34 protein-coding genes and 1 pseudogene are annotated in these 26,995 nt (G+C 56.9%); 7 read left to right on the forward strand and 28 right to left on the reverse strand.

What is annotated here, in order from left to right; all coding sequences use genetic code 11:
* Positions 1–2 precede the first annotated feature (2 nt).
* The 26 genes and pseudogenes from GKR98_06090 to GKR98_06215 all read right to left on the reverse strand — a co-directional run bounded on the left by GKR98_06090 (position 3) and on the right by GKR98_06215 (position 18,348).
* Positions 3–410, reverse strand: a complete 408-nt coding sequence (locus GKR98_06090) for a carboxymuconolactone decarboxylase family protein (protein QMU57801.1) — start codon at positions 408–410, stop codon at positions 3–5.
* Complete coding sequence (locus GKR98_06095; protein QMU57802.1) at positions 407–1,000, reverse strand: DUF4259 domain-containing protein; 594 nt, start codon at positions 998–1,000, stop codon at positions 407–409. Before GKR98_06095 ends, GKR98_06090 begins: the two co-directional genes overlap by 4 nt.
* Positions 1,000–1,494 (reverse strand): NADH-quinone oxidoreductase subunit NuoI, encoded by a 495-nt coding sequence (nuoI, locus tag GKR98_06100; GenBank protein QMU57803.1) that lies wholly within the window; start codon positions 1,492–1,494, stop codon positions 1,000–1,002. Before nuoI ends, GKR98_06095 begins: the two co-directional genes overlap by 1 nt.
* Positions 1,495–1,496: 2 nt before the next feature.
* Positions 1,497–2,534 carry an NADH-quinone oxidoreductase subunit NuoH gene (nuoH, locus tag GKR98_06105; protein QMU57804.1) on the reverse strand — a complete coding sequence of 346 codons (1,038 nt, stop codon included), beginning with the start codon at positions 2,532–2,534 and terminating at the stop codon, positions 1,497–1,499.
* An 88-nt stretch (positions 2,535–2,622) separates the two neighbouring features.
* Positions 2,623–4,644 carry an NADH-quinone oxidoreductase subunit G gene (locus tag GKR98_06110; protein QMU57805.1) on the reverse strand — a complete coding sequence of 674 codons (2,022 nt, stop codon included), beginning with the start codon at positions 4,642–4,644 and terminating at the stop codon, positions 2,623–2,625.
* A 45-nt stretch (positions 4,645–4,689) separates the two neighbouring features.
* On the reverse strand, positions 4,690–5,094 hold the full coding sequence (locus GKR98_06115; GenBank protein QMU57806.1) for a hypothetical protein: 405 nt from the start codon (positions 5,092–5,094) through the stop codon (positions 4,690–4,692).
* A 162-nt stretch (positions 5,095–5,256) separates the two neighbouring features.
* Positions 5,257–5,745, reverse strand: coding sequence for a DUF3291 domain-containing protein (locus GKR98_06120; protein ID QMU57807.1), 489 nt, complete (start codon positions 5,743–5,745; stop codon positions 5,257–5,259).
* Positions 5,742–6,227, reverse strand: a complete 486-nt coding sequence (locus GKR98_06125) for a DUF3291 domain-containing protein (protein ID QMU57808.1) — start codon at positions 6,225–6,227, stop codon at positions 5,742–5,744. Before GKR98_06125 ends, GKR98_06120 begins: the two co-directional genes overlap by 4 nt.
* Before the next feature lie 346 nt (positions 6,228–6,573).
* Complete coding sequence (locus GKR98_06130; GenBank protein ID QMU57809.1) at positions 6,574–6,927, reverse strand: hypothetical protein; 354 nt, start codon at positions 6,925–6,927, stop codon at positions 6,574–6,576.
* Between the two features lie 3 nt (positions 6,928–6,930).
* Positions 6,931–8,229, reverse strand: a complete 1,299-nt coding sequence (gene nuoF / locus GKR98_06135; protein QMU57810.1) for an NADH-quinone oxidoreductase subunit NuoF — start codon at positions 8,227–8,229, stop codon at positions 6,931–6,933.
* 47 nt (positions 8,230–8,276) lie between these two features.
* Positions 8,277–8,504, reverse strand: a complete 228-nt coding sequence (locus tag GKR98_06140; protein ID QMU57811.1) for a hypothetical protein — start codon at positions 8,502–8,504, stop codon at positions 8,277–8,279.
* A 114-nt stretch (positions 8,505–8,618) separates the two neighbouring features.
* A pseudogene (locus GKR98_06145) lies at positions 8,619–8,864 on the reverse strand (fused NADH-quinone oxidoreductase subunit E/endonuclease).
* A 495-nt stretch (positions 8,865–9,359) separates the two neighbouring features.
* The gene (nuoE, locus tag GKR98_06150) at positions 9,360–10,478 is read right to left on the reverse strand and encodes an NADH-quinone oxidoreductase subunit NuoE (GenBank protein ID QMU57812.1); all 1,119 of its coding nucleotides are present in this window, start codon (positions 10,476–10,478) and stop codon (positions 9,360–9,362) included.
* The gene (locus tag GKR98_06155) at positions 10,478–10,762 is read right to left on the reverse strand and encodes a hypothetical protein (GenBank protein ID QMU57813.1); all 285 of its coding nucleotides are present in this window, start codon (positions 10,760–10,762) and stop codon (positions 10,478–10,480) included. The genes nuoE and GKR98_06155 overlap by 1 nt, the downstream gene beginning before the upstream one ends.
* Entirely contained in the window at positions 10,762–11,970 is a 1,209-nt protein-coding gene (locus GKR98_06160) for an NADH-quinone oxidoreductase subunit D (GenBank protein QMU57814.1), read from the reverse strand. The genes GKR98_06155 and GKR98_06160 overlap by 1 nt, the downstream gene beginning before the upstream one ends.
* A gap of 4 nt (positions 11,971–11,974) precedes the next feature.
* Positions 11,975–12,232, reverse strand: a complete 258-nt coding sequence (locus GKR98_06165; protein ID QMU57815.1) for a hypothetical protein — start codon at positions 12,230–12,232, stop codon at positions 11,975–11,977.
* Positions 12,233–12,245: 13 nt separating this feature from the next.
* Positions 12,246–12,836, reverse strand: a complete 591-nt coding sequence (locus tag GKR98_06170) for a hypothetical protein (GenBank protein ID QMU57816.1) — start codon at positions 12,834–12,836, stop codon at positions 12,246–12,248.
* On the reverse strand, positions 12,833–13,021 hold the full coding sequence (locus GKR98_06175; protein ID QMU57817.1) for a hypothetical protein: 189 nt from the start codon (positions 13,019–13,021) through the stop codon (positions 12,833–12,835). The genes GKR98_06170 and GKR98_06175 overlap by 4 nt, the downstream gene beginning before the upstream one ends.
* Before the next feature lie 4 nt (positions 13,022–13,025).
* A complete protein-coding gene (locus GKR98_06180; GenBank protein ID QMU57818.1) occupies positions 13,026–13,637 on the reverse strand; it encodes an NADH-quinone oxidoreductase subunit C in 612 nt (203 codons plus the stop codon).
* A 19-nt stretch (positions 13,638–13,656) separates the two neighbouring features.
* Positions 13,657–13,950, reverse strand: coding sequence for a hypothetical protein (locus GKR98_06185; GenBank protein ID QMU57819.1), 294 nt, complete (start codon positions 13,948–13,950; stop codon positions 13,657–13,659).
* Positions 13,947–14,480, reverse strand: coding sequence for an NADH-quinone oxidoreductase subunit B (locus GKR98_06190; protein QMU57820.1), 534 nt, complete (start codon positions 14,478–14,480; stop codon positions 13,947–13,949). The genes GKR98_06185 and GKR98_06190 overlap by 4 nt, the downstream gene beginning before the upstream one ends.
* 124 nt (positions 14,481–14,604) lie before the next feature.
* Positions 14,605–15,549, reverse strand: a complete 945-nt coding sequence (locus GKR98_06195; protein QMU57821.1) for a hypothetical protein — start codon at positions 15,547–15,549, stop codon at positions 14,605–14,607.
* A gap of 134 nt (positions 15,550–15,683) precedes the next feature.
* Positions 15,684–16,049 (reverse strand): NADH-quinone oxidoreductase subunit A, encoded by a 366-nt coding sequence (locus tag GKR98_06200; protein QMU57822.1) that lies wholly within the window; start codon positions 16,047–16,049, stop codon positions 15,684–15,686.
* A gap of 59 nt (positions 16,050–16,108) precedes the next feature.
* Complete coding sequence (locus tag GKR98_06205) at positions 16,109–16,597, reverse strand: hypothetical protein (protein ID QMU57823.1); 489 nt, start codon at positions 16,595–16,597, stop codon at positions 16,109–16,111.
* Between the two features lie 83 nt (positions 16,598–16,680).
* The gene (locus GKR98_06210; protein QMU57824.1) at positions 16,681–17,499 is read right to left on the reverse strand and encodes a hypothetical protein; all 819 of its coding nucleotides are present in this window, start codon (positions 17,497–17,499) and stop codon (positions 16,681–16,683) included.
* 183 nt (positions 17,500–17,682) lie between these two features.
* Positions 17,683–18,348: an HAD-IA family hydrolase gene (locus GKR98_06215; protein QMU57825.1), complete on the reverse strand. Its 666-nt coding sequence runs from the start codon at positions 18,346–18,348 to the stop codon at positions 17,683–17,685.
* A 123-nt stretch (positions 18,349–18,471) separates the two neighbouring features.
* On the opposite strand from GKR98_06215, the gene glmU reads away from it, so the two are divergent.
* From glmU to GKR98_06235, 4 genes are read left to right on the forward strand one after another with little or no spacing between them, the layout of a single operon-like run.
* Positions 18,472–19,824 (forward strand): bifunctional UDP-N-acetylglucosamine diphosphorylase/glucosamine-1-phosphate N-acetyltransferase GlmU, encoded by a 1,353-nt coding sequence (gene glmU / locus GKR98_06220; GenBank protein ID QMU57826.1) that lies wholly within the window; start codon positions 18,472–18,474, stop codon positions 19,822–19,824.
* 4 nt (positions 19,825–19,828) lie between these two features.
* Positions 19,829–21,643 (forward strand): glutamine--fructose-6-phosphate transaminase (isomerizing), encoded by a 1,815-nt coding sequence (gene glmS / locus GKR98_06225; protein ID QMU57827.1) that lies wholly within the window; start codon positions 19,829–19,831, stop codon positions 21,641–21,643.
* 3 nt (positions 21,644–21,646) lie between these two features.
* Entirely contained in the window at positions 21,647–22,207 is a 561-nt protein-coding gene (locus tag GKR98_06230; protein ID QMU57828.1) for a pyridoxamine 5'-phosphate oxidase family protein, read from the forward strand.
* Entirely contained in the window at positions 22,204–22,893 is a 690-nt protein-coding gene (locus GKR98_06235; GenBank protein ID QMU57829.1) for a DNA alkylation repair protein, read from the forward strand. Before GKR98_06230 ends, GKR98_06235 begins: the two co-directional genes overlap by 4 nt.
* 215 nt (positions 22,894–23,108) lie before the next feature.
* Here the strand turns inward: GKR98_06235 and GKR98_06240 are convergent, their stop codons facing one another.
* Positions 23,109–23,606 carry a hypothetical protein gene (locus GKR98_06240; protein QMU57830.1) on the reverse strand — a complete coding sequence of 166 codons (498 nt, stop codon included), beginning with the start codon at positions 23,604–23,606 and terminating at the stop codon, positions 23,109–23,111.
* A 21-nt stretch (positions 23,607–23,627) separates the two neighbouring features.
* Here GKR98_06240 and moaA point away from each other — a divergent pair, with 21 nt between their 5' ends.
* Positions 23,628–24,638, forward strand: a complete 1,011-nt coding sequence (gene moaA / locus GKR98_06245) for a GTP 3',8-cyclase MoaA (protein QMU57831.1) — start codon at positions 23,628–23,630, stop codon at positions 24,636–24,638.
* A 102-nt stretch (positions 24,639–24,740) separates the two neighbouring features.
* Here the strand turns inward: moaA and GKR98_06250 are convergent, their stop codons facing one another.
* Complete coding sequence (locus tag GKR98_06250; protein QMU57832.1) at positions 24,741–25,328, reverse strand: TetR family transcriptional regulator; 588 nt, start codon at positions 25,326–25,328, stop codon at positions 24,741–24,743.
* A 139-nt stretch (positions 25,329–25,467) separates the two neighbouring features.
* Here GKR98_06250 and GKR98_06255 point away from each other — a divergent pair, with 139 nt between their 5' ends.
* A complete protein-coding gene (locus GKR98_06255) occupies positions 25,468–26,373 on the forward strand; it encodes an MBL fold metallo-hydrolase (GenBank protein ID QMU57833.1) in 906 nt (301 codons plus the stop codon).
* Positions 26,374–26,454: 81 nt separating this feature from the next.
* Positions 26,455–26,988 (forward strand): phospholipase, encoded by a 534-nt coding sequence (locus GKR98_06260; protein ID QMU57834.1) that lies wholly within the window; start codon positions 26,455–26,457, stop codon positions 26,986–26,988.
* The last annotated feature ends 7 nt before the right edge of the window (positions 26,989–26,995 follow it).

Genomic DNA, 26,995 nt, shown 5'->3' on the forward strand with positions numbered 1-26,995 from the left:
TGTCATTCGTCCTCCTCGCCGTCGGTGTCCATCACCGATCCGGCCAGTTCCATCGCCTTCGTCATCGCCGGGACACCCCCGAAGACGCCAACCAGCGCGATGGCTTCTGCAATTTCTTGTTTCGTCGCCCCGGCTTCCAGTGCATGGCGCACCGTCAGTCGGATCTGAGCCTCGGCCTGCGCACCCAAAATGGTCAGCGCGCCCAACGTCAGCAGTAATTTGGTTTTCGCATCCAACCCTTCAGGGTTGAACGTCTTGCCCATGACAGTTTCCATCATGTCCTTGGGCATGGTCGGCCACAGCGCCTCGAACCCTTTGGGCGTGAACGACTCCAATGCCGGATTAAGCGATTTCGCCCAGTCCTGACCCGCGCTCATCATCGCATCAAATGGGTTCTTAGGATCGCTCATCGGCCTAACTCCTCAACCCGCTTTTCAAGTCGTGCGAAATTTTCGTTCATTTCCTGACGCAGAACCTGAATGTCGTATTCCAAGCCGCCTATGGCCTTGCGGATCCCCTCAAGCATATCTTCGGCAGCAATTTCGACCGGAGTAGCCTTTTCAACAGGCGCAGCATCGTCCGCAGAGCTTGCAGCGCTGCCGTTCACGCGCGCCCGTAACTCGGTCAGGGAAGCAACCCACTTATCCTTTTCACCTGCACCGGCATCACTCCAAAGAATAGACAGTTCAGATCCACCTGTCGCGCACATGATCATCTGATCGGCATCCGAAACCAACGCCTGGGCAGCGGCAACATTCGCGTCCGGCGCTCCTTCAAAATGCTTCTTGGCCTCTGCTGAACCGCGACCAAGGGCAAAGGCCACGGCCTCAACGGCCGCAATCCCCCGGTAAGTCGTTCCCGCGTCTAAAGAGTCCGAGACATGATCGTTAATGGCGACACTCAATGTGCTCGCGGCAACATCCAGCCCCATATTCCGATAGGCCGCCGCCCATTCCACGGCGTCGTCATTGTCAAAACTATGAACTCCCCAGGTTCCCATCAGCGATACGGCGCATCCATTTCAAGGTTTCTGGCAATCTCGGCTTCCCAACGATCGCCGTTCTCCAACAACTTCTCTTTGTCGTAGTAGAGTTCCTCGCGCGTCTCGGTCGCAAATTCGAAATTCGGACCTTCAACGATGGCATCCACTGGACAGGCTTCTTGGCAGAACCCGCAATAGATGCACTTGGTCATGTCGATGTCATACCGCGTCGTGCGGCGACTGCCGTCATCGCGGGGTTCTGCGTCAATCGTAATCGCCTGCGCCGGGCAGATCGCCTCGCACAACTTGCAAGCAATGCAGCGCTCTTCCCCGTTGGGATAACGCCGCAGCGCATGTTCACCACGAAACCGCGGGCTAAGCGGCCCCTTTTCGTGGGGATAATTCAACGTCGCCTTCGGCCCGAAGAAATACTTCAATCCCAGGCGGAACCCGCCGAGGATGTCCAAAAGCAGGAAATATCGCCCTGCGCGGTTCCAGTCGATGTTAGCCATGTTCAGCCTCCAATCGCCCAGCGGGCATAAGCCCCACCGAACAGCTCAAATTTCGCGAAGAACGCCACCAGAACGACCCAGCCCAGGCTGAACGGCAGGAACCATTTCCAGCCCAGACGCATCAACTGGTCATAGCGGTAACGCGGCACGATCGCCTTCACCATCGCGAAGATGAAGAAGAAGAATGCCATCTTGCCGACCATCCACAACGGTCCGTCCGGCAGGAACGGAACCGGTGACAGCCAGCCGCCGAAGAACAACAGCGACGTCAGTGCGCACATCAGGAAGATCGCGATGTATTCACCGGCCATAAACAGCAGGAACGGTGTGGACGAGTATTCAACTTGATACCCCGCCACCAGCTCGGACTCTGCTTCCGGCAAGTCAAACGGTGGTCGGTTCGTTTCCGCCAAGGCGCTGATGAAGAACAGGAAAACCATCGGGAAATGCGGCAACCAATACCAGCTAAAGATACCCCAAGCCCCATCTTGCGCCCGCACGATATCCCCGAAGTTCATCGAACCAGTCGATAGGATCACCCCGATAATAATCAGGCCGATTGAAACCTCATAAGAAATCATCTGCGCGGCAGACCGAAGCGATCCAAGGAACGGATACTTCGAGTTCGAAGCCCATCCCCCCATAATCACGCCGTAAACTTCCAGCGAGGAGATTGCGAAGACATACAGGATCGCCACGTTGATATCGGCCAGAACCCATGTGTCGTTAAACGGAATAACCGCCCAGGCCACCATCGCCAGCACGAAGGACACCAGGGGCGCCATCATGAACACAACCCGGTCGGACCCCGCCGGGATGACGATTTCCTTCACCACATATTTCAGCGCGTCGGCCACGGTTTGCAGCAAACCCCAGGGGCCAACCACGTTCGGGCCACGCCGCATCTGGACAGCGGCCCAGATTTTACGGTCGCCATAAACCAGGAAAAGCAGGCTGATCATCACAAATCCAATGACCAGAAGCACCTGAACCAGAATGGTCACGAAGATGCCCAGCGGTGTCGATAGAAACTCAGCCATTTGTCGCCACGTCTTTGGTTCCTCTGAGCGACCTGTCGCCGCCCTGTTGTTAACAACATCCCGGGGCCAAGTGCCAGCCCCGAAGTGCCTATTCTGCGGCCAGTTTCCCGGCCTTACGATCCCGCGCATTGGCCTGCAATTCGCCCATCAAAGGGGCGGCCCGCAGGACCGGATTGGTCAGGAAATGATCCGATATGACATTGGTGAACTCGCCAGTGCCTTCGCCGCCGGCCTCGACCGGTGTCCATTCGTTTTCCGGAACCTGATCGATACCACCCAGATGAGGCACGTCCTCGATCAGTTTGCTGCGCAGTTGTGCCAGCGAGTCATAGGGAAGCGTCGCCTCCATCTCACCTGACAACGCTCGCAGAACAGCCCAGTTTTCCTTGGCCTCTCCCGGTGGGAAGCTGGCGCGCATAGACAGTTGCGGGCGGCCTTCGGTGTTTACGAACAACCCGTTTTCCTCGGTCCAGGCGGCACCCGGCAGGATGATGTCGGCACGATGCGCGCCTCGATCCCCATGGCTGCCTTGGTAAATAACTGTCGGCCCGGCCTGAATGTCCACTTCGTCCGCACCCAGGTTGAAAACAACGTCCGCACCCTCCAGCGCGCCGTCAACGCCGCCATTAGCAACCGCCCCCACATCCAGCGCACCAACGCGGCTGGCGGCAGTATGCATAATCAGAAACTTAGACTCGGTCGCTTCAGCAAAGGCCATTGCGTCGGCCAACGCACCCTTGCCACCGTTTCCGGCCAACGCACCCATTCCAACGATCACAATAGTATTTCTGGACAGCGCGTCTTCTTTCGGACCCTCAAGGATCTTGCGCAGGCCGTCGCGGCCCGTCCCTAAATGGAAGTAGTCATAAGTCAGATCAACGGCTTCGCCGACAACCCCAACTTTGGCACCCTTCGTCCAGGCTTTGCGGATACGGCTGTTCAAAACCGGGGCTTCGGCCCGTGGATTGGTCCCGATCAGCATGATCGCCTCTGCGTCTTCAATATCTTCAATCGTCGCAGTGCCGACATAGGCCGAGCGATTGCCCGCAGGCAGCTTCGCACCGTCAATCCGACATTCCACGGCGCCGCCCTGACCCTCGACAAGGGCCTTCAAGGCATAAACCGCTTCAACTGGGGCCAGATCGCCGACCAGACCCGCAACTTTGCTGGCACCCTTGACAGCAGCCGCAGCAGCACCCAGCGCCTCGTCCCAGCCAGCAGCACGCAACTTTCCATTCTCACGGATGTATGGCTGGTCCAAACGCTGGCGGCGCAGGCCGTCCCAGGCAAACCGCGACTTATCCGAAAGCCATTCTTCATTCACGCCGTCATGGTTGCGCGGCATGATCCGCATCACTTCGCGCCCCTTGGTGTCCACACGAATGTTCGACCCCAGCGCATCCATCACGTCAATAGTCTCGGTCTTAGTCAGCTCCCACGGACGGGCGGTAAACGCATAGGGCTTCGAGGTCAGCGCCCCAACCGGGCAAAGATCAACGATGTTTCCCTGCATCTCGCTGTCCAGCGTCTGACCCAGATAGCTGGTAATCTCGGCATCTTCACCGCGGCCCGTCTGCCCAAGCTCGGGCATACCGGCGACTTCGGAAATAAACCGCACGCAGCGGGTGCAGGAAATACACCGCGTCATGGCTGTGCCGACAAGTGGCCCAAGGTCCATGTTATCAACTGCGCGCTTCGGTTCGCGGAAGCGGCTGAAATCGACGCCATAGGCCATCGCCTGATCCTGAAGATCACACTCACCGCCCTGATCGCAGATCGGGCAATCCAGCGGGTGGTTGATCAGCAGAAATTCCATCACCCCTTCGCGCGCCTTTTTCACCATCGGCGACTTGGTCTTGATCACCGGTGGCTGGCCTTCGGGTCCGGGACGCAAATCCTTCACCTGCATCGCACAGGAAGCCGCAGGCTTCGGCGGACCACCCACAACTTCCACCAGACACATCCGGCAATTGCCCGCGATGGACAGCCGTTCGTGATAGCAGAAACGTGGAATTTCGATCCCGACCTGTTCGCAGGCCTGAATAAGAGTCAACGCCGGATCAACTTCGACTTCGATATCGTCGATGATGATCTTCCTCAGATCGGACATTGGCCGTGGTCCCCTTGGGTTCCGCCGCCTCTGTCCGGGCGGCTGTTATTTTGCGCGCAGCAGTCGACCTGCCTTGCTATCCTTGGCTATTTCTTCAAGGCCGACAGTGCAATAGCCTTCCGGGGAATCCGGTGTCGCACCACGCTTGGCCAGATCGGCGCGAATGCGAAGTCTGAGCAGTTCTTTTTCATCACGATTTTCTACCAATGCATCGATCTCGGTATCGGTATATCCTTGATCGCGCGCATAGTTTTCCAAGGCTTTCAAATAGTTATACGCCCTAAAATATCGCGGCCGCAGATCATTACAGTTCTTACGCAATTCATCGGCCAAACCGATGTCGTAGAATCCGGCGATCACAGTGGGGTTTTCATGCAGCGGTTGGCGCGCAAAAACAGGCGCAGAAAAAATTATCGCTGCCACGAAAGCGGGGACAAATACTCGTCTCATAGTCAGGCTTCACTTTTGCCAGTTCCAATGCAGGCAGCCCGCATTCCGCCCGTTGCACCAATATAGGGGGTTTCGAAGCGGCTTCTAAGCCGCAAAACACGAACCAAGCAGGTTCACGCCACCTTTGTAACACTTTGTGAGGGTTTGACGCAGGGTAAGCGCCTATTCAGCGGCCGAGGCACAGGACCGATCCCGCCACAGCGTCGCCTCTTCAATCCCATCCCAGCCGAACGCTTCCGGTGAATTTCCGTTGAACTTCAATAATTCAAGCCGCTCCAACCCCTCCTCCAACGTCGGCCGATGCCCCTCAGGCACCCACCACATCACGAAATGCATATCGCCCAGAACTTCAAACCACTCCTGCCGCCGGTCGTAAAACTGCTTGTGCACCGTGCTCCAGACGAAGTTTTCCAACGTTTCAACGTTTTCCCAAACAGTCAGGTTCGCCACAAACTGCGGGTCATCCCCAATCGCGTTCTCGGTATTCCCCGTCCCAGGCTCGCCCGAACCTTCCATCATCCAGACGAATCCCGGCATCCGCTTTCCCAGCCCGTTGATCCGATCCAACGCACTCATGAAATCCACAACTTTCGGGTCGTCAGTTGGGGCAACAAGCCGGCCAATGTTCAGTTCTGCCAGATGATGTGTCATGCCGATGCGCCCTCGCAGACCTTGGTCTTCCATAGGTGCGCACCAGATAGATGAGCCCACCCAAAGGCATCATCGCTGTCACCATGAATATCAAGGTGATCAAGCCGTGATTTGGCTTCTGCGATTGTAGGGCGATGGCCTTCTACGACCCACCACATGACCAGGCGCGCGCCATCACGCTGTCCAAACCACTCGGCTTTTCGATCATAAAACTGCTTGTGAACTGTGTTCCAAACAAAGGCTTCGAAACTTTTGGCATCTTTCCAGACCGAAAGTGTGGATGCGGTGCGTGGATTTCCGCCAAGCGGGCCTGCCGGATCAAGCTGCGCATCCCCCATTTGGTCACCCGACATTTGCCAAACAAACCCAGGACTGCGCTGGGCGATACCGTTCACACGATCAAGATTGCTTTGAAAATCCGCAACGCGTGGATCGTCCCAGTCATATCGAAGTGTGCCAATGTTGAATTCAGCAAGGTGCATTTTTATCGTTCCTCTCCGTCTCGCGCCGATCAAGAATTGACGATAAATAGAGCGATTATCGAGCTCATACCCAAAGTCAGGCAAACAACCGCAAACAACAGAGCAGGCAAACTGTTTTTGGCAAAGACCTTGTATGTGCGCGGCTTAGGGCGCGTTGCGCCACAGTTTTGGCAAGTCCCCGCTGGATAGGGTTTTTCGCCACAAAACGGACACCAATCCGGGACGCCAGTTTTGTCGTCGTGCGCGCGAACTTCAAGACCCTGCAGCCAATTCATGAAACGCTCAAACAAATTTCTCATGTTAAAGCTGAAACACCCAAAACAAATATCGTTAGATTGCGCATTCGCTACCGCGCCACGCACCGCCCTTGAAATATCATCCGGTCCTCTTCCCGGCGAAACGCCCAGTCGCCCGTGACAGGGTCAGCAACCCAACCAGCTTCAGACCCGCCATATGTGGTCAGACAATACCGGGTCGCCTGAAAACGCGCCGACTCGCGCACTGCCTCCAGCGACGCATCCGCTGCACCACTTACCGTCACTACAAAATCACGCCGATCGTCGTCACCACGACTTAAGCTGGCACGGAATGGCAATGGTCGCGAAGACAACCCTTCGCCACCAAACCAACCGCTGACAGCCGACGCAACGCCACACCCCGAAAGAGCAAATGCGGAACAGATGACAATCAGAAAACGCAAAGATTACTCCGCCGCCACCGCGCTGGCCCGCCCGGTCTGCTGCGCCTTGATACGATCTTCAATCTCATCCCGGAAATGCCGGATCAAACCTTGGATCGGCCAGGCCGCCGCATCGCCCAGCGCGCAGATCGTGTGGCCTTCGACTTGCTTGGTCACGTCCAGCAACATGTCGATCTCTTCGACTTCTGCCTCGCCCTTCACCAACCGGTCCATCACGCGCATCATCCAGCCGGTGCCTTCGCGGCACGGGGTGCATTGGCCACAGCTTTCGTGCTTATAGAACTTCGACAACCGCCAGATCGCTTTGATCACATCGGTTGACTGGTCCATGACGATCACCGCCGCCGTGCCCAGACCCGACCGCTGCTCGCGCAGCCAGTCGAAATCCATGATGCACTCTTCTTTCATGATCTTGCCCGGCAGCATCGGAACCGAAGCACCGCCCGGAATAACCGCCTTCAAATTGTCCCAGCCACCGCGAATACCACCGCAATGCTTGTCGATCAGTTCTTCAAACGAAATCGACATCGCTTCTTCGACGACACAGGGGTTATTCACATGCCCCGAAATCGCAAACAGCTTGGTCCCGGTGTTGTTGGGGCGACCAAAGCCGGCGAACCATTCCGGCCCCCGACGCAGAATGGTCGGCACAACAGCAATCGATTCCACATTGTTCACAGTGGTCGGGCAACCATAAAGCCCCGCACCTGCCGGAAACGGCGGCTTCATCCGGGGCATCCCCTTGCGACCTTCCAGCGATTCCAACAAAGCGGTTTCTTCACCGCAGATATACGCCCCAGCGCCATGATGAAGGAACAGATCGAAGTCCCAGCCAGAGCCAGCGGCGTTCTTGCCCAAAAGACCAGCGTCATAAGCCTCGTCAATTGCGATCTGCAACGCCTCGCGCTCGCGAATGTATTCGCCACGCAGGTAGATGTAACAGGTGTTCGCATTCATCGCGAAAGAGGCAATCAGACACCCTTCAACCAGCGTATGCGGATCATGGCGCATGATCTCGCGGTCCTTACACGTGCCAGGCTCAGATTCGTCGGCATTCACCACCAGATAAGCAGGCCGCCCGTCGCTTTCTTTCGGCATGAACGACCATTTCAGACCAGTCGGGAAACCCGCACCACCACGGCCGCGCAAACCACTGGCCTTCATCTGATCAACGACCCAGTCGCGACCCTTCTGAATGATGCCAGCCGTGCCATCCCAGTGACCACGCGCCTTGGCACCTGCCAATGAGCGGTCGTGCATCCCGTAAAGGTTCGTGAAAATGCGGTCCTTGTCGTCCAGCATGTCTACCTCTTAAACAAGGTGCCAGGCACCCATCAGCCAATTCCAGATCAATCGTCACTCCGGCGCTTGCGCCAGATTTGCCAGGTCACGATCATTGCCCACAAAAACCCCGCCAGCGCGAAAAGATCAAACAGAAAAAAATATCTTTCCTGCACGCCTATCCGCAAACCAATCCACTGCGCCACCATCCAAAGGATGACCGTCGACGCAATAACAATAGAAATCACCCGCATTTGACGGGCAAAAGCCTTGTCTGGATTGGGATTTTGGCTCATCTGCCCCCGTCGATTGATGCGCCGCGCGTTGCGCATCTGTATATCGTCGCCCAAGGCACTGGCGCAACGGCATTTTCACACCCCGCGCCAATAGAATTCTCGCGCTTTGTCTGCCTATCCGGCAAGCTCTTTGGCTTGATCAACCCAATTGTCCCGGCTGACACGGCCCTTGAAGCCTTCAAGATTGTCATCAACCCAGGCCACTTCGTCAGCACCCCAGGCGGCAATTTGGTGATAGTGATAATATCCCATGCCGTTCAAAACTTGTTCCAGCTTTGGCCCGACGCCTTTGATCTTCTTCAAATCATCCGCAGCACCGCCTTCTGGTGCGGCAAGCGTCGCTGGTTTTCCAGCCGATGCGGGATCAACGGCGGTCGCTGGTTCTTCAGCTGCTTGAACCGATTCAACCGGTTCCTCTTTCGTCGCTTCAGCGACAGCCTCCGCAGGTGTCGCGCGCACCTCTTCAATCTTCGCCTTGGCTTCCCCAGCTTTGGCCTCGATGGTTTTGGCGGCAGTCTGAGACCACTCCTTGCCCAACGACGTCATCAGGAACAGATAGATAATCGCGGCAACAACCGCTGCAAATATCAGCCCCATGATAATGGCACCCAACAGACCGCGACCGCCGATCAACATTTGATAGACAAGTCCAAGCAAAAACATGCCAAATGACACGACGGCCAAATACCCATAGGCGTGTGAGTTTGTTCTGTTCATTATTTGCAAATCCTCCCAGGTGGCGTGGCAGACGCCCAATGTTCGCCGAAGCAGTAAACACCGGAATCGTGACATAACCAAGTCAAGTTGGATCGACCGGGTTAACAAGTTGTTTCCCGGCCTTTTAAAATCGCTACGTCAGTAAACGTCGCCGTCGTCGACTTTCTTGGAAAACTCAGTCTCGCCACCACCTGCCAGCAGCTTGGCCTGCTCGACCCAATTGTCCCGGGAAACCCGACCTTTGAAGCCTTCCAGGTTGTCATCAACCCAGGCAACTTCCGCCGCTGTCCAGCCCGCAACCTGATCAAAGTGGAAAAAGCCCATAGAATTCAATAGCTTTTCCATCTTCGGACCGACACCCTTGATCTTTTTCAGATCATCAGCGGTCCCATCCCGCGCGCCTTCAAGTCCAGCGGGCCGCTCGGCCTCGTCGCTGGCGACAACGGGCGCAGGCTCAGGCGTCGCTTCTGGTATCTGCGCAGTCTCTGCCTCGGGTTCCGGAGCAGGTGCGACCTCAACCAGCCTTTCCGCAACCGCCGTGTCGCCACCAGAATTCAACCATGGCGTCAAAAGCGGCACTTCAGTTCCGTCGATCCGTTTGATCGAATCCCCGATGTCTACAGCCAATTGCGCGCTGACATTATACTGCTGCTTGCCCGACTCAAAATCAGTCAACGAGGTCAAACCCTCCAGGGGTTCCGCCGCATAACGCCCATTCTGAGGCCCCGGCACCGGCACCTTACCCGCCGCCATCTCGTCGATCATCTCAGCAAACCGCGTGGCCGTCAGATCCTCGTAGTAATCCTTGCCGATCTGAGCCATCGGCGCATTCGCACAGGCCCCCAGACACTCGACCTCTTCCCAACTAAACTTGCCATCGGCAGATATCTCATGGGGCTTGGCTGCAATCTTTTTCTTGCAGACCGCCATCAAATCTTCCGCGCCGCAGATCATGCAGGTCGTCGTACCGCAAATCTGAATATGCGCAACCGAACCCACCGGCTGAAGCTGGAACATGAAGTAAAACGTCGCCACTTCCAGCGCCCGGATATAGGCCAACCCCAACATCCCCGCGACAGCCTCGATGGCTGGCCGAGACAGCCACCCCTCTTGCTCCTGCGCCCGCCAAAGCAACGGAATAATCGCCGAAGCCTCACGCCCTTCCGGGAATTTCGTAATCTGAGCCTCGGCCCACGCCTGATTGGCAGGCGTAAAAGCGAAACTATCGGGTTGGTCTTTGTGTAGTCGGCGCAGCATCAGTTCAAATCCCTCGTCGGGTTCGTGTCTTTTAGTCGGTTGAAACACCCTTCGCAGATCAAAGTGATCTTGGCAAAAGCCTCTGTTTCATCGTTCCATTCTTCACCGTGGCTCTGCAGAAAATCTTCGCAGTCGTTGCACCACGCATTCACTTGTTTTTCTTCATCCCAGAGCCAATTGACCCCGCGTTCCTTTTTATCCCTCAGTGTCGCCAGCAAATGCTGGCAAACAAACGCCGGTCGAGTTTGCCCATGTGTCGAGCATTCAACCAGACGTTCTGCCATTAGCGATCCACTTCCCCAAACACGATATCCATTGTCCCGATAATCGCCGCGACGTCCGCCAGTTGGTGACCCCGCGCGACATGATCCATCGCCTGCAAGTGCAGATACCCCGGCGCGCGGATCTTGGCGCGATAGGGTTTGTTCGACCCATCGGCCACCAGATACACGCCAAATTCGCCCTTCGGCGCCTCAACAGCGGCATAAACTTCGCCCTCGGGCACGTGGAACCCTTCGGTATACAGCTTGAAGTGATGGATCAGCGCTTCCATCGAGGTTTTCATGTCGCCCCGCGTTGGCGGTGTCATCTTGCCCCGCGCCATGATCTCACCCGGCTCATTGCGCAGTTTTTCACAGGCCTGACGGATGATACTCAGGCTTTCGACCATCTCGGCCATCCGACACAAGTAACGATCATAGCAATCACCGTTCTTGCCAATCGGCACCTGAAACTCGAATTCGTCATAACATTCATAAGGTTGCGCACGACGCAAATCCCAGGCCATGCCCGAGCCGCGCACCATCACACCGGAAAAGCCCCAGTCCAACGCCTCTTGCTCGGACACGATGCAGATATCCACGTTGCGCTGCTTGAAGATGCGGTTTTCGGTCAACAACCCGTCGATATCTTCCATAACAGCAGGAAATTCCTGCGCCCAAAGATCGATGTCCTCAATCAGCTCAGGCGGCAAATCCTGATGCACTCCGCCGGGGCGGAAGTAGGCCGCGTGCAGACGTGCGCCACATGCCCGTTCGTAGAACTCCATCAGCTTTTCGCGTTCCTCAAATCCCCACAGCGGCGGCGTCAAAGCCCCAACATCCATGGCTTGAGTCGTCACGTTCAACAGATGATTCAGAATGCGTCCGATCTCGGAATATAATACTCGGATCAACTGCCCCCGACGCGGCACCTTGGTGCCCGTCAGCTTTTCAATCGCCAGACACCAAGCGTGTTCCTGGTTCATCGGGGCCACATAATCCAGCCGGTCGAAATACGGCAGGTTCTGCAAATACGTCCGGCTTTCCATCAGCTTTTCGGTGCCACGATGCAAAAGCCCGATGTGCGGATCGCACCGGTCGACAATCTCGCCGTCCAGTTCCAGCACAAGACGCAAAACTCCATGCGCTGCAGGGTGCTGCGGGCCAAAGTTAATGTTGAAATTGCGGATTTTCTGTTCGCCGGTCAGCGCGTCGTCGAAATTGCCATCCATCACATCATCCTTTCCGACCCCAGGCGTCGGGCATATGCCCTAAAACCCTGGCCGCTGCATCATACTGCGGTGCCAGCCACTCAGCCGCCACCTGTCTTTGGTCCGCCGACATGTCCAACGGCTGCCCTTCGTGCACCATCAAACGCGCGGGTTGAATTTCTGTCAGGCCCAGAAACGCACAAATCCGGGCGAATCCCTGGCCCAAAATCACATCTTCGAACACTTCGAACAAAACCTGAGCCGACGGGATCGCTGCCTGCAACTTGGCAATCGCATCAACATAGTCGCAACGCTTGGCGATCTGCGTTTCGTCGCCGCGAAGCGTGCGCTTTAAGATGCGCGCCCGTGCGCCCTCGGTTCACTTTGCCCTGCGGATCACGCCGTCCGGCCATCATCCGAACATGGCTCCAAAGCCGCTCTACGGGGTCCCGCATCAAAAACAAAATTCGAACGTCCGACGCGATCTGCGCCATTTTGGCCAACCGCGCCTCGCTCAAAAGCGCATAGGCTGGTGTCATCTCTCCAACAACGCGCGCCTGCCCAGCACCGGTGTTCAGGTAATTCAGATACCCTTCGGTGTTTTCACGGCCCGACGCAAGAACCCCGATCCAATCGGCCCGATCCTGCAAACGCGCTGCCTGCACATGATTGGGCCGCCGCCCCCATCCAGACAGTCGCGATTTCATTTCTGCCTGCATGGCGCGATGATGGTCCAGTTGCTTCTCAAGCCGCCCTGCATCCACCGCATCGAAATAATGCAATTCCTTGATCGTGCGGAAATGGCACTCGGGATGTTCCGAAAGCTGCCGGTGCAGCCAAGTGGTCCCGGCCTTCGCCGCCCCAACACACAGGAACACAACGCTCATCCGCCTGTCCCCTTGAAGCTGTCGCGAAACGCCATAACCCACAACAAGGCCAGCGCCACCGCCGGGATCGGCGCCAACAATGCGAAGTATTTCGACACCCCATACCCAGGCAACAGCCGCCAGAACGGCACAATAATCAGCACCGCCGCCACCATCAGCATAAAAGAGGGGAACGGACCAATCATGGCGTTAACCCTTGGCCTCTTCGGCCTTGTCATCGCCTGGCATGATGTATTCTGCACCTTCCCAGGGGCTCATAAAATCAAACTGGCGATATTCCTGAACCAAATTCACCGGTTCATAAACCACGCGTTTCTGCTCTTCGTTGTACCGCACCTCAATATAACCCGTGGTCGAGAAATCCTTGCGCAACGGATACCCGCGAAAGCCGTAATCTGTCAGGATGCGGCGTAGATCGGGATGACCCGAAAACAGAATGCCGAACATGTCGAATACTTCGCGCTCGAACCAATTGGCGCTGGGATGCACCTCGGTCAGCGACGGAACAATGTCATCCTCGCGCACGCCAACTTTCAGTCGAATGCGATGGTTCTGATACATGCTCAGGAAATGATAAACCACGTCAAAACGCGGGTCGCGGTCCGGATAATCAACACCGGTGATATCCACCAGAGTCGAGAACTTGCAGTTTGCATCGGTTTTCAGGAACTCAACGAAATTGGCAAGCGACGACAGCGTGACATTCATCGTCAATTCGCCATGCGTGATGTCCCAGGACACAACGCAATCAGATCGCTTTAACTCGATGTGGGTGGCCAGTTCGTTCAACGCTTCTGACATATCGCTATCCCTTGTTCTCTCACGCAGACGCGGCAACGACGCCGCATCTTGCATTGACCGCCTGCATATGCGCCGCGTGGGCGTCCTGCGTTGGTCCAGTCAGCCAGCCGATCAGCGGCGTCTCAGTGAATATCGTGCGGCTGGCCGTGAATCCTTCGCGCCAACAGGCGCAAACTGTCACATCGTTATTGCTCCTACATGCAGCATAGGCAGCATCAACGCCCCGGTTCAGCTTAAAATAACCAACGCCCAACAGCCCAATGGCAGTCAAAACCGCTCCGGAAAGAACTTTGTTGGCCAGCTCCGAATTCATCGTGTGATGGTTCCCGTCCGGCGGATTTTCCGCTGAAGCTGCAACAACCCGTAAAGCAGGGCCTCGGCAGTTGGGGGGCAGCCCGGCACATAAACATCCACCGGCACGATCCGGTCACACCCACGCACAACGCTGTAACTGTAATGGTAATACCCACCGCCGTTGGCGCAGGATCCCATCGAAAGCACATAGCGCGGCTCAGGCATCTGATCATAAACTTTGCGCAAAGCCGGGGCCATCTTGTTGGTCAAAGTGCCCGCAACAATCATCAGGTCAGACTGACGTGGCGACGCGCGCGGCGCAGTCCCGAACCGCTCCATGTCATAGCGTGGCATCGCGGTGTGCATCATTTCGACTGCACAGCAGGCCAATCCGAAAGTCATCCAATGCAAAGACCCGGTGCGGGCCCAATTGATGATGTCGTCTGTCGACGTCACCAGAAAGCCCTTGTCCTGAAGCTCTTTGTTCAGTGCCTGGGTCGCGACTTCCTTGTCAGCGCCCGCAGTATTCTGGCCGGTTGCGACACTCATACTTTGGCTTCTCCTACCCGGTTCCGCTTTTGGTCCGGTCGCAGCAGCGACAAGACCCTTTTCGGACTATGCGTCAGCCCTCAAAAGGTCAAGGCAATGGAAGCCTGAAATCCGTGTTAAGATCCTATGGATTGGTCGAGTTTGGGCCCGGTTCCGGCGGAAACCACTTGCGCGCGATATCCACAACAAGCTGATGAATGGGTTCACTGCGCAAGGCGCGCGGTGATCGCCCTTCGGCCGCATCAATCTCGCTGACCAGATAGTCGGTTAAATAATCCTGCAAATACATCCCAAATCGGATCGCCCATGTCAGCCCGCTGGCATACTCCTGATACTCAACGATCGTTTGATTGCCCCGTCGGGAAAACTCGTGCCGACAAAGCCCCTGATCCTGGCCGTCATTGGTAAAGGTGTTGACCTCGTGAACCGCATCGTTGCTTTTTGCAATCAATCCCGACATGTCCATCTCGGGCAGCACAATGCCGTCTTCGGTCACGGTCTGGGCATCGCCGACAGTGATCTGTTCGTCTCCCGAATTTGACGAGGAAATGCCCTGCAAATATAGCGTAATCGGAAAGATACCTTCGGCATTCGGCTCTCCGCAATCGACCCTGTCGTCACGACGCCCGGGATATAACGTGATCGCTCGGCGCAACGGTTCAATGTCCAGGCTCGACCGCTCCGAGCTGCGCAAAACAAACGTGCGACGCGGCCCCAGCTCGGTGCAAAAACCCACCACAACCGTCATCATGAAAAACAGGATGGTGCCAAGAATCGTCAGACCAAACATACGTTGCCCGATCTGCTCGGAAGACATCGCCGGATCAATGAAAACGCCGCCTGTCAGAACAAGCGCCGAGGTGATGGACACCGACACAGTCTCCATCCACGCATTGGGATAAAAAACCAGATGCACGACGGGCAGCAGTGCAATTACAGCGACAATTCCGGCACCAAACGGGCCCCAATCCGCAATATACGTCAGCGCAACAATCCAAGGCAGCAGGCTGGAAAATACGATCAACCGGCGCAGGCGCAATATTCGATACATCAAAATTTCAAAGGTCATTCGCAATCCATTACAGATGAATGGATTTCGGATACCCGCGAATTTCGACCACACTATGGCAGATTTTCCGACGCCATACACAAAAGCACCCGCCAGATGACGAGTGCTTTTACTTTATTTTCAGAGGCTTGGACTTACTCCCAGTCCATCGCGCCTTTTTTCCACTCATAGGCAAATCCAACCGTCAAAACGGTCAGAAAAACCATCATAGACCAGAAAGCGACGTCGCTTAGCCCTCCGAAGGCCACGGCCCAGGGGAACAAAAAGGCAATCTCAAGATCAAAGATAATGAACAGGATCGCGACAAGGTAAAAACGCACATCGAATTTCATCCGCGCATCATCAAAAGCGTTGAACCCGCACTCATAGGCGCTCAGCTTCTCGGGATCAGGATCGCTTGGGGCCACAAGAACCGCCGCCAAAATCAAAACCAACCCAAGTCCAATGGCCAGAGCCAGAAAAACCAGAATCGGCAGATACTCCCGCAATAGATCGTCCACGTTCAACGCTCCGTCATTAAACTAGGCCAGCGTCAGTTAACGCGCTGCTTTCCTCACACCTACTTGCCCAGTTCGGTGGGGTCAACGTCAACAACAAGGTCAAATAACTCTGCCATCGGGACCTCCGCAACATCGTCAGTATTGGCCACTGCCCCGCCGCCCTCTACTTGTGGTCCGGCATCATTGACAGGCGCAACATCCACCGGCTCTACCGGCGCCGGGTCATCGACAACCGGGCGCGGATCATCAGCCAGCGGCGGCTCATCCGCGCCAGGCGGGGTGTCGCCTGCTATGACTGGTTCTTCCGAGTCCGGTGGCACCTCAACCGCTGGCGGAGCCACCAGTGCCGTGAAAATACTCGCCGGATCCGCCCCGCGTGCAATCGCCGATGCCGCCAAGCCTTGTGCATTCTTCGGCAATTCCGCGCTGTCCGCACGCGCCGCCGCGACTGCCTGCTTTGCCATTTGCCCAACTGCCATGCTGCGCTTGCCACCTTCTGCCGCGCTCGGCCGCGCGCCCGGCAATTCGCCACCCGAAATATTCATCATCAGCCCCACGTCCACATGTCGCCTGTGACGTTCCTAGACACTTCGGGTGAAGATATCGTTAGCGCAAAAAAAGAGGCAAAACCCTATGAGCTCGGTGAGACGACATCCGCTGCAGCGCCGTCGATAATGCCTTCATTCGCCGCCAACCACCGCTCGCGATAGGCAAAGCGTGCGGCCGACGCCACATCGTTCTGAAAGGCCCCATTGACGCTCGCACCAACGGCTGCGCCAACAATCGGAGCCACCTGGGCAATTTTACGGGTCGACAAATTGACGCCCAATGTTGCCGCAACCCGCCGCGTTGCCGCCAGCGAACCCGATGTCTGACCCGTTAGCTGCACGATCTTTTGCCAGGCATCAGGGTGAATGTCCTGCCGTTCCGCCGCCAGCCGCGCAATCGCTGCGGCTTTGTCATCCGGGCTATTGGCCCCGGCCAACTGCAAGACATCCAGAATGTAAACGCGTTCAGCCTCGGAATTATCGCCAAAACCATAGCAAAGCCCGGTCAGCCGAATGGTCCGCAAGGCAAGCGTCACCGTAGCTGGCACATCAAATGCCAGTCCAATGGCGCCGAATGCGCCTGCCGCTCCACCTCCGGTCACGGCATATCCCAACGCCCAGCGCCGCACATCAATCGCCGCGTCCTCACAAGCAGCAAAATCCGAGAAATCGTGGCTGATCGCCGTTTTACGTATCGAACCCGAGGCGGCCCAGTCCGCGCCCCGGATCGCCGCCTCGATGACTTCGGCTGGTATCAGGCGATGAGTTAAATACCCTATTGGTCGCGAGATGGATCGCACGGCCCGTGGCAAAGCAGACGGCGGAGCCGCCCGAAATCCGTCTTGTTCGGCCAAAACATCGACTAAGGTCGCGCCCGGTAAAGTCCCCGATTGATCCTTCATGTCTCGGCGCCTCCCGACAAATTACCTTCGATTACAATTCGTTGGAGTCTATATGGGGACGCTGCTCCAAGATTTGCAGCCCATAGCGGGGATGTTGCCCCGGAAACATTTCGCGCCGCGCCGATTTCCACTCGGAAATCGATCCGGAATTTGTCTCAAATTCCGCCACCGCGCCGCAGTAATTTAAGGCATCAGATCGGTAATCACTCCACTTAATTCGCCATAGTTTTCAATAAGATGATCCGGTTGCAGGCGTGCAACCTCCGGACCTTCCGGCCCAAATCCCACCAATACCACCGGCACCCCTGCGGCCCGCGCGGTCTTCACATCGGTTTCCGTATCACCAATCAGCAAAGATCGGCCAACATCCCCTCCGGCCCGCTCAACCGAGGCCCGATAAGGTGCGACATCCGGCTTACGGGTCGCCAATGTGTCCGCCCCAATCAGGCTATCAAACAAACCCCGAACGCCCAGCCGAGTCAAAAGCTTCTCCGCCAGCCATTCTGGCTTATTTGTGCAAATCGCCAAGGCAAACTTCTCGGCCCGCAACCATTTGACGGCCTCAATAGCCCCCGGGTAAAGCACTGTAAAAACGTCTATATTTTGATCGTAATAGTCCAAAAGATGCGGAAACTGCGCGTCGATGTCCGCCTCGCCAAATTCCCCCGAAAGTCGCAAAAAGCCAAGTCGCAACATCGCTCTTCCGCCGTGAAATGCGGTCAACTGGTCCGCTTCAGGGTCCAACATGTCCCCGTGCCCAAGCCCCCGAAAACAGGCATTCGCAGCCGCGATTAAATCGCCACTTGTGTCCGCAAGGGTTCCATCCAGATCGAAAACAACGGTTTTCATCACGCCTCCATGGGCAAAGCATTGCCCGCGCTGTAACGTCTGGCAACATCAAGTGAAGCCGCCCCGTCTTGCGGGAAAGCCCCTAGCGGCTAAAACAGCGGACAAGAAAAGGAAAGAGCAGGCATGCCCCTACACCTTATTGTTCTCGCCGCTGGCGAAGGCACGCGCATGGCGTCCGATCAGCCCAAGGTGCTGCATCAGATCGCAGGTGCCCCAATGATCGCCCATACACTGTCCACCGCTGACGGTATGGAGGTCGGCACGCGCGTCGTCATCACAGGCCATGGCGGTGATGCTGTTAAGGCCGCCCTCAACGAGATGGATCCCGACATCCAAGTCGTCGAACAGGAACAGCGCAACGGCACCGCCCACGCCGCAACCATGGCCACTGATGCGCTTACTGGGGCAACCGGCAACGTCGCCATCATGAACGGCGACAATCCTCTGATCACCGCCGAAACTCTGGCGAAAATGATCGAGACCCGCCAGGCCGGAGCCGACCTCGTCGTTCTCGGCTTTCACGTCCACCGACCCAACCGCTACGGCCACCTGGTCCACGACGGCGATCAGTTGCAGCGTATTGTCGAATGGAAAGACGCAACCGAAGATGAGCGCGCCCTAACCCTTTGTAATTCCGGCCTTTATGTGGGCGAAGCCCAAACCTTACTCCGCCTCGCGAAATCAGTTCAGAACGATAACGAAGCCCGGGAATTCTACCTGACCGATATCGTCGCACTGGCCAACGCCGAAGGCCTGAAAGTCGCCTCCGTCACCTGCCCCGAAGCCGAAGCCCTTGGCGTCAACTCCCGCACCGAACTGGCTGCCGCCGAGGCTGCATTCCAAGCCAGCGCCCGCCAGTCGGCCCTTGAAAACGGCGTCACCTTGCAAGCCCCCGATACCGTCCATTTTGCCATGGACACCCACATCGGCCGCGACGCGGTGATCGAACCCAACGTCTACTTCGGCCCCGGCGTCACCATCGAAACCGGCGCCCACATTCGCGCCTTCAGCCACCTCGAAGGGTGTCATGTTGGCAAAGGCGCAATTGTCGGCCCATACACCCGCCTGCGCCCGGGCGCGGAACTGTCCAACGACGCCAAGATTGGCAATTTCGTCGAGATCAAGAACGCCCACATCGGCGACGGCGCAAAAGTGAATCATCTCTCCTATGTCGGCGACGCTTCGGTTGGCGCGGCCACAAACATCGGCGCAGGCACCGTCACCTGCAATTATGATGGCGTCTCGAAACACCATACCGAGATCGGCGAACGAGTTTTCATCGGCTCAAACACCCTCATGGTCGCCCCCGTCACTATTGGCGACGACGCCATAACCGCCACAGGCTCGGTCATAAGCAAAAACGTCCCCCCCGGCGATCTTGCCATCGCGCGGGCCAAGCAAGACAATAAACCGGGTTTCGCCATCCGCCTGTTCAAAAAGATGCGCGCAGCTAACGCTGCGAAAAACAAAGGATAATCCCATGTGCGGCATCGTCGGCATATTAGGACACCACGAAGCAGCCCCGACTTTGGTCGAGGCCCTGAAACGCCTTGAGTATCGCGGGTATGACAGCGCAGGCATCGCCACGGTTGAAGATGGCGCGCTGAACCGCCGCCGCGCCGTCGGAAAGCTGGTGAACCTCTCGGACCTTCTGGTGCACGAACCGCTTTCCGGCAAATCCGGCATCGGTCACACCCGTTGGGCCACCCACGGCGCGCCCAGCGTCACCAACGCCCACCCGCATAAATCCGGCCCCGTCGCCGTCGTCCACAACGGCATCATTGAGAACTTCAAAACCTTACGCGAAGACCTCGACGCCAAAGGCTACAAGGCCCAAACCGAAACCGACACGGAAACCATCTCACTACTAGCGCAAAGCTTCCTGGATCAAGGCCTCGCCCCCCGCGACGCGGCCGAACAAACCATCGCGCGCCTCGAAGGCGCTTTCGCTTTGGCGTTCCTGTTCGAAGGCGAAGACGACCTGATCATCGCCGCCCGCAAGGGCTCACCTCTGGCTGTTGGCCATGGTGATGGAGAGATGTTCCTTGGCTCCGACGCCATTGCCCTCGCGCCGATGACCGACCGGATCACCTATCTGGAAGAAGGCGACCGCGCCGAGCTGACCCGCGACGGTGTCACGATCTTCGACGCCAACGGCAACCGCGCCAATCGCGACATCCGCAAGGTTATGATCGACGCCACCCGCATCGACAAAAGCGGCCACAAGCACTTCATGGCCAAGGAAATCGCCGAACAGCCCACCGTTCTAGCCGACGCAATCGCTCATTATGTCACCAACGACAGCCTGAACCTGCCAGACAACGTGCCCGACTTCGCAAACGTCGACCGCATCCTGATGGTCGCCTGCGGCACCGCCTTTCTGGCCTGCATGACGGCGAAATACTGGATCGAACGCATGGCGGGCATCCCTGTCGAAGTCGATATCGCGTCCGAATTCCGCTATCGCACGCCCCCCATCGGCCCCAACACTCTGGCCATCTTCGTCAGCCAGTCGGGCGAAACCGCCGACACGCTGGCCGCCCTGCGCCACGTCGCCACTCGCGCGCAGATCCTGTCCATCGTCAACGTCGCGGAAAGCACCATCGCCCGCAAAAGCGATGTCGCCCTGCCCATTCTGGCCGGTGCCGAGATCGGCGTGGCGTCAACCAAGGCCTTCACCTGTCAGCTAACAGTTCTCCACGCGCTGGCCCTAAAGGCCGCTCGCGACCGGGGTCAGATGGACGACACAACACTGGCAGATCACATCAAAGACCTGCGCGCCCTGCCCGGCCTCGTCGCTCAGGCTCTTGAGGCCAGCAGCGCCATCGCCGACATATCGCGTGATCTGTCTGAAGCGCGCGATATCCTGTTCCTGGGTCGCGGCCAGATGTATCCCCTGGCCCTTGAAGGCGCTCTAAAACTCAAAGAAATCAGCTATATACACGCCGAGGGCTACGCCAGCGGCGAGTTGAAGCATGGCCCCATCGCCCTGATCGACCCCGCCGTCCCGGTCATCGTCATGGCCCCCATGGACGTCCTCTTCGAGAAAACCGTTTCCAACATGCACGAGGTCATGGCGCGCGGCGGCCAGGTCATTCTGGTCACCGACCGCCCCGGCGCAGCCGAAGCGGGCGAAGGCACCAAGGCAACGATCCATATGCCAAAAGCCCCCGACGCGCTGGCCCCGATCCTTTACGCGATCCCGGCGCAACTTCTGGCCTATCACACGGCTGTCGCCAAAGGCACCGACGTCGATCAACCCCGCAACCTCGCGAAATCCGTGACAGTGGAGTAACCCATGGGCACCCAGCACGATCACCTCGAGCCCCAGTTCCAGAAGTTCATCAAAGCCCAGCCGATCTTTTTCACAGGCACCGCCGCGGCGACGGGTAAGGTCAACGTCTCGCCCAAGGGCATGGATTCGCTTCGCATACTCGGACCCAACCGCATCGTCTGGCGCAACCTCACCGGCAGCGGCAATGAAAGCGCCGCCCATGTCGACGAGGTGCCCCGTATGACCATAATGTGGTGTTCGTTTTCGGGCCCACCGATGATCCTGCGGGCCTTTGCGACCGCCCGCAGCATCCACCTGAACGACCCCGACTGGGAAGAGTTGAACGCCATGTTCGAACCCAACCACACAGCCCGGCAAATCTTCGATCTGGACGTGGATATGGTGCAAAAAAGCTGCGGCTATGCGGTGCCCGAGATGACTTTCGAAAAGGAACGCGACGTGCTGACCAACTGGGGCGAGCGCAAATCCGACGAAGACATCCGCACTCATTGGCTGAAGTATAACCAGACCACACTGGACGGCTTTGAGACCCATATCGCCAAGCGCAACATCGATCCCAAATGACCGTTGATGACGCGCTGAAAGACCTCGGTGTCACGGCAAATGCGCAAAAAGCGACCGAGATGGCGGCCTATCACAAAGTGGACCGCCCCTTTCTGGGCGTCGCCAACCCGGTGATCGACACCTGCACCAAAGACTGGCGGAAATCCTTAGAACTGGACGCCCGCCTCACGTTGGCGTCGGACCTTTGGCAAACCAACATCCACGAAGCCCGCGTTGCTGCCGCCAAGCTTCTGACCCAAGCCCGCATCCGCCCGGATGACGCCGCCGCATGGACCCTGATCCAGTCCTGGGTGCCGGACTTTGACGCCTGGGCCATCGCGGACCACGTCGGCATTGCGGGGCAAAAACGCGTGAGCTTCGATCCGAGGCGTCTGGACGACATCGAAGCCTGGACAAGCTCAGACCACATGTGGACACGCCGTGCCGCGTTGGTGATGACGCTGCCATGGACCAAAAACCGCAACCCGAAACCGGACGAGTTAGAACAGCGCGAGCGTATCCTTGATTGGGCGGCAGGCTATGTCGGCGACCCCGAATGGTTTATTCAGAAAGCCGTCGCCTGGTGGCTGCGCGATCTGTCGAAACGCGACCCCGAGCGCACGCAAGCGTTTCTGGAGACATATGGCGCTGAGATGAAACCCTTCGCAAGACGCGAAGCTGCGCGACTTCTACCGGGATACGAGTAGCTTTCTTGTTTGCGCTGGCTTCGCCATCGCGGTGGGCGAGGGGCGCTGCCCCTCACACTCCCCGGGATATTTTTGGGCCAATAATGAATAATGATCGTACTCATCAGAACGCTTCTTTTTGGTGAAAATACTCCGGGGTCTGGGGCAGAGCCCCAGTGAGTTGTGGTGCGCGCCCGAAGGGCGCTCCGTTTGGTAATGACTTGATTTGCGGGGATTTAATTGGCGAGGATTTGAACACGGGGCAAATCCGTCAGGCCGACACCCAAAAGCCGAAACGCTGCCAGCGACAGACGCGCCGATCCCTCGCTGATGGGCCTCAGTTCAACCGCAACTCCGGCACCAGCAGAGCCAAGCCGCACTTGCCCCGGCATTGCGCGATCGACAAGTGTCGTCTGAAGCCAAAATCCTGGCTGCGTTACATCCCCTAGTGAAACAACAACCGTACCCAGCAAATTTCCATCCCCTGTAGATGTCGCCGCTGCGCGCTCGGCAGCAGTAGTCGTATCAAATTGCTCGACTGTTCGGGCGTTTGCTGGTGGTTCAGGACTGCCCTCCACAACTGCAATTTCGCTGGGTCGGTCTTCCACAGATCGAAGCGGTTCCAGCACTTCGCACCCGCCCAAGCCAAGGACCAAAACCCCCAGCCCGCAAGTTTTCAATACGTCATACAGACGTGATGGCATGGGATCACCTGTCTCTTGCTCTGTGGTCATAGCCATCATACACCTTCACGTATGGAAACCGCACCCCTCATCGACCCGTTTCAGCGCGCAATCACCTATTTGCGTGTCTCGGTCACTGACAGATGCGACTTTCGCTGTGTCTATTGCATGTCGGAAAACATGACCTTCCTGCCAAAGAAAGAGCTTCTGACGCTGGAAGAACTGGACCGCATGTGCACTGCCTTCGTCGATCTTGGCGTCGAAAAGCTGCGCATAACCGGTGGTGAACCATTGGTTCGCCGCGAGATCATGACCTTCTTCCGGTCGATGTCCCGCCACCTTGAAACGGGCACCTTGAAAGAGCTGACACTCACAACGAACGGCTCGCAACTCGCCCGCTTTGCCGACGATCTTTATGCCGCCGGAGTGCGTCGCATTAATGTTTCACTCGATACGCTGGACGAAGAAAAATTTGCCCGCGTCACCCGTTGGGGCCGCCTGCCCCAGGTGTTGAAAGGTATCGATGCCGCGCAAAAGGTCGGTCTCAGGGTCAAAATAAACGCCGTCGCCCTAAAAGGCTTCAACGAAGACGAACTCTTCAAACTGACCGAATGGTGCGCGTCTCGCGACCTCGACCTGACTTTCATCGAGGTTATGCCCATGGGCGATATGGGCGAGGAAACCGACCGGATTGGCCAATATTGGTCACTAAAAGACCTACGACGCCAACTGGCTCAAGAATACACGCTGAAAGACCTGGCCCACCGCACGGGCGGACCTGCGCGCTATGTGGAACTGGAAGAAACCGGTCAGCAGATTGGTTTTATTACCCCGCTGACCCACAACTTCTGCGAAAGTTGCAATCGTGTGCGACTGACCTGTACAGGCGAGTTGTTCATGTGCCTTGGTCAGGAAGACAACGCCGATCTTCGCGCCCCACTTCGAGCCAGCGAAAGCAATGCGCAACTGACTGACGCTATCCGCGCCGCGATTTCGCGCAAACCCAAAGGCCATGATTTTGACTATTCGCGCCAAACCATCGACGGCCAGATGACTCGTCACATGAGCCACACCGGCGGGTGACACCGGCCGGATTGGTGTGCACTCAATCGGCGACAATTACGCAATTGCATGAATAACCGGGCTTACCCGTTTTAGTCATTCTCAACATCCGCGCTCTGTCGTTCATCCCTTCGCTGTCTTTGTTGCAAGGCTGCAAATCAGATCAACGTGTTCATCCAGCCAAACGTGATCTAACTCACGATCAGCAACAAGTTTGCGAAAATACGGGATTGCTATGGCCATCTCGATCAACTGCGGTATTGGTGCCTCGTCGTTGATTTCACCCCGGGCAATTGCTGCGTCAAAAACTGCTTTGACGTCCAGGCTTCGGTCTTCGATCCAGGTACGCATTAAAGACCGTGCCTGATCCTCGGTAGCCGCGACTGCAATAACCTGTGCTGCCACCTTGCCCCAGGGCGTTTCGTTCAACGCAGCCATCAGATGGCCCAATATCCAAGTCAGGTCAGTCCTCAGCGGGCCATTGGTGCGCGGCTGACTATTCGGAGATGTGGCCGCGCGGGCAAAGGCCGAATTGCGCAAGTCTTCAAGTTTGGGCCAGTGGCGATAAAGCGTGCTGCGCGAAATGCCGGTTTCACTGCTGATTGCAGCGTGAGTCACAGACAACACCCCTTTTTTCTGCAGCAACTTCAGTGCGGATTGCAGCGCGTGTGAACGCGTTGCGTCCAACCGGGGGTCTGATGATCTGTCCATAATCCTGTATTTAAACTGAAAATCCTATTTTGGAAGCACTTTGTCCCTCTATAGTACATTTTGTTGCATAGAAGTACAGTATGTTCTATAGAAATCGTGGACCGGAATACTGGGCTGAGATTCCTGGAGGACACAAGAGATGAAGACCATGACTATGAAGACCCTCGCGGCGACGTCGTTGCTGGCGCTGGGGGCCGGGGCTGGACAAGCAGACGAGCCGCTGGCCTATACAAACGAAATTGCGCCCGGCGTTTACAGCTTTGGTGGCGGAAACGGGTACCACTCCATGTTTCTGGTCACGGACGAAGGTGTAGTGGCGATTGAAACCATTAACTCGGCACATAGCGAAAAGATGATCGAGGCTATCAAAGACGTAAGTGATCAGCCGATAAAATTTGCACTTCACTCACACAACCATTGGGATCATGCCAGCGGTGGTGGGGTGTTTCAGGCTGCTGGGGCCGAAACCGTAATGCACACCCTGGCCGCGCAATATATCCAAGCAAATCCGGGTCAGGACACCTCATCACCAGATATCGTATGGGAAGGTGATCGCTATGACATCGAAATTGGTGGCCTCACAGTCGAGCACCATTATCTGGGCTTGAATCACGGTCTTGGCATGACAGTATACGTCGTTCCCGAGAAACGAGTGGCCTATATTGCCGATCTGGTCACGCCGGATCGCATTGGGTTCAATATCATGCCGGATTTCAATATTGGCGAATGGGAAAGATCACTGGGCGAAATCCTGGAGCTTGATTTTGACGTCGCGGTTTGTTCGCACACGGGATTATCCGCCGAGGAAGCTCCGAACGGCTGCACCAAAACCCATGTCGCGGAAGAAAAACAGTTCATCGGCGACCTGAGAGGCGCGATTTTCGCTGAATTCCAAAATGGCACCCCTGCCGATCAGATCCCGGCTACAGTTGAACTACCTCAATATGCTGAATGGTCTGGTTACGACGAATGGCTTGAAATGAACGCCGGGCGCGTCATGCTGGATATCTGGATGGGGCCCTACCCCTGGATTCCGGAAAGCTGATAAACAAAACCGAAGACCCTCCCGGCCTCCGGGCCGGGCGGGCACTCAAGCGCTTTTGGACAAAATGAAGGATGATCTGAAATGGATCCGTTGCACCGAAATCTCGCAGCCGTCTTGATAACGTGGATAGCAGCGTCGGCCAGCCCGGTCGTCGCACAGGAACTGCCGAAACGGCAATCGTCCATTCCTGAAACCACAGACGGCGTTCCTCATATACAAATCGGAATTAAGGCAGTGCCGGAACTGTCCGAAGCATTGCTGCGCCGGGTCGAGGATTATCCCGGCGTCGAACTTGGCGCGACACGGGTCTCCTTGCCGGGTGCGGTCGGCTTCCAGATACAGCAAGGCGTACCCATTGCCCGACCCGAAGTTATCGTCGGAGGGCGTGAGTTTGCGCATTTGCACCCCGACGGCAGCTTGCATGCTTCGTTGGAACCAGCATTGGCACGCGCCGCGATCGACGCGGGATGGGCAGTTGCCCATCCTTGGGCAAACGAACGTGCCGGCTGGGAAGGGTTTGTCATGATCTTCACCCCCCAAACTCAAGAAGAGTTGGAAGTTGTTCTTCAACTTGTTGAGCAGTCCTTTGAGTTTGTGACAGGACAAAGCATCTAAACTGCCG

Origin of the sequence: Boseongicola sp. (assembly GCA_014075275.1) — a bacterium.
In the GTDB taxonomy this organism is placed as follows: Bacteria; Pseudomonadota; Alphaproteobacteria; order Rhodobacterales; family Rhodobacteraceae.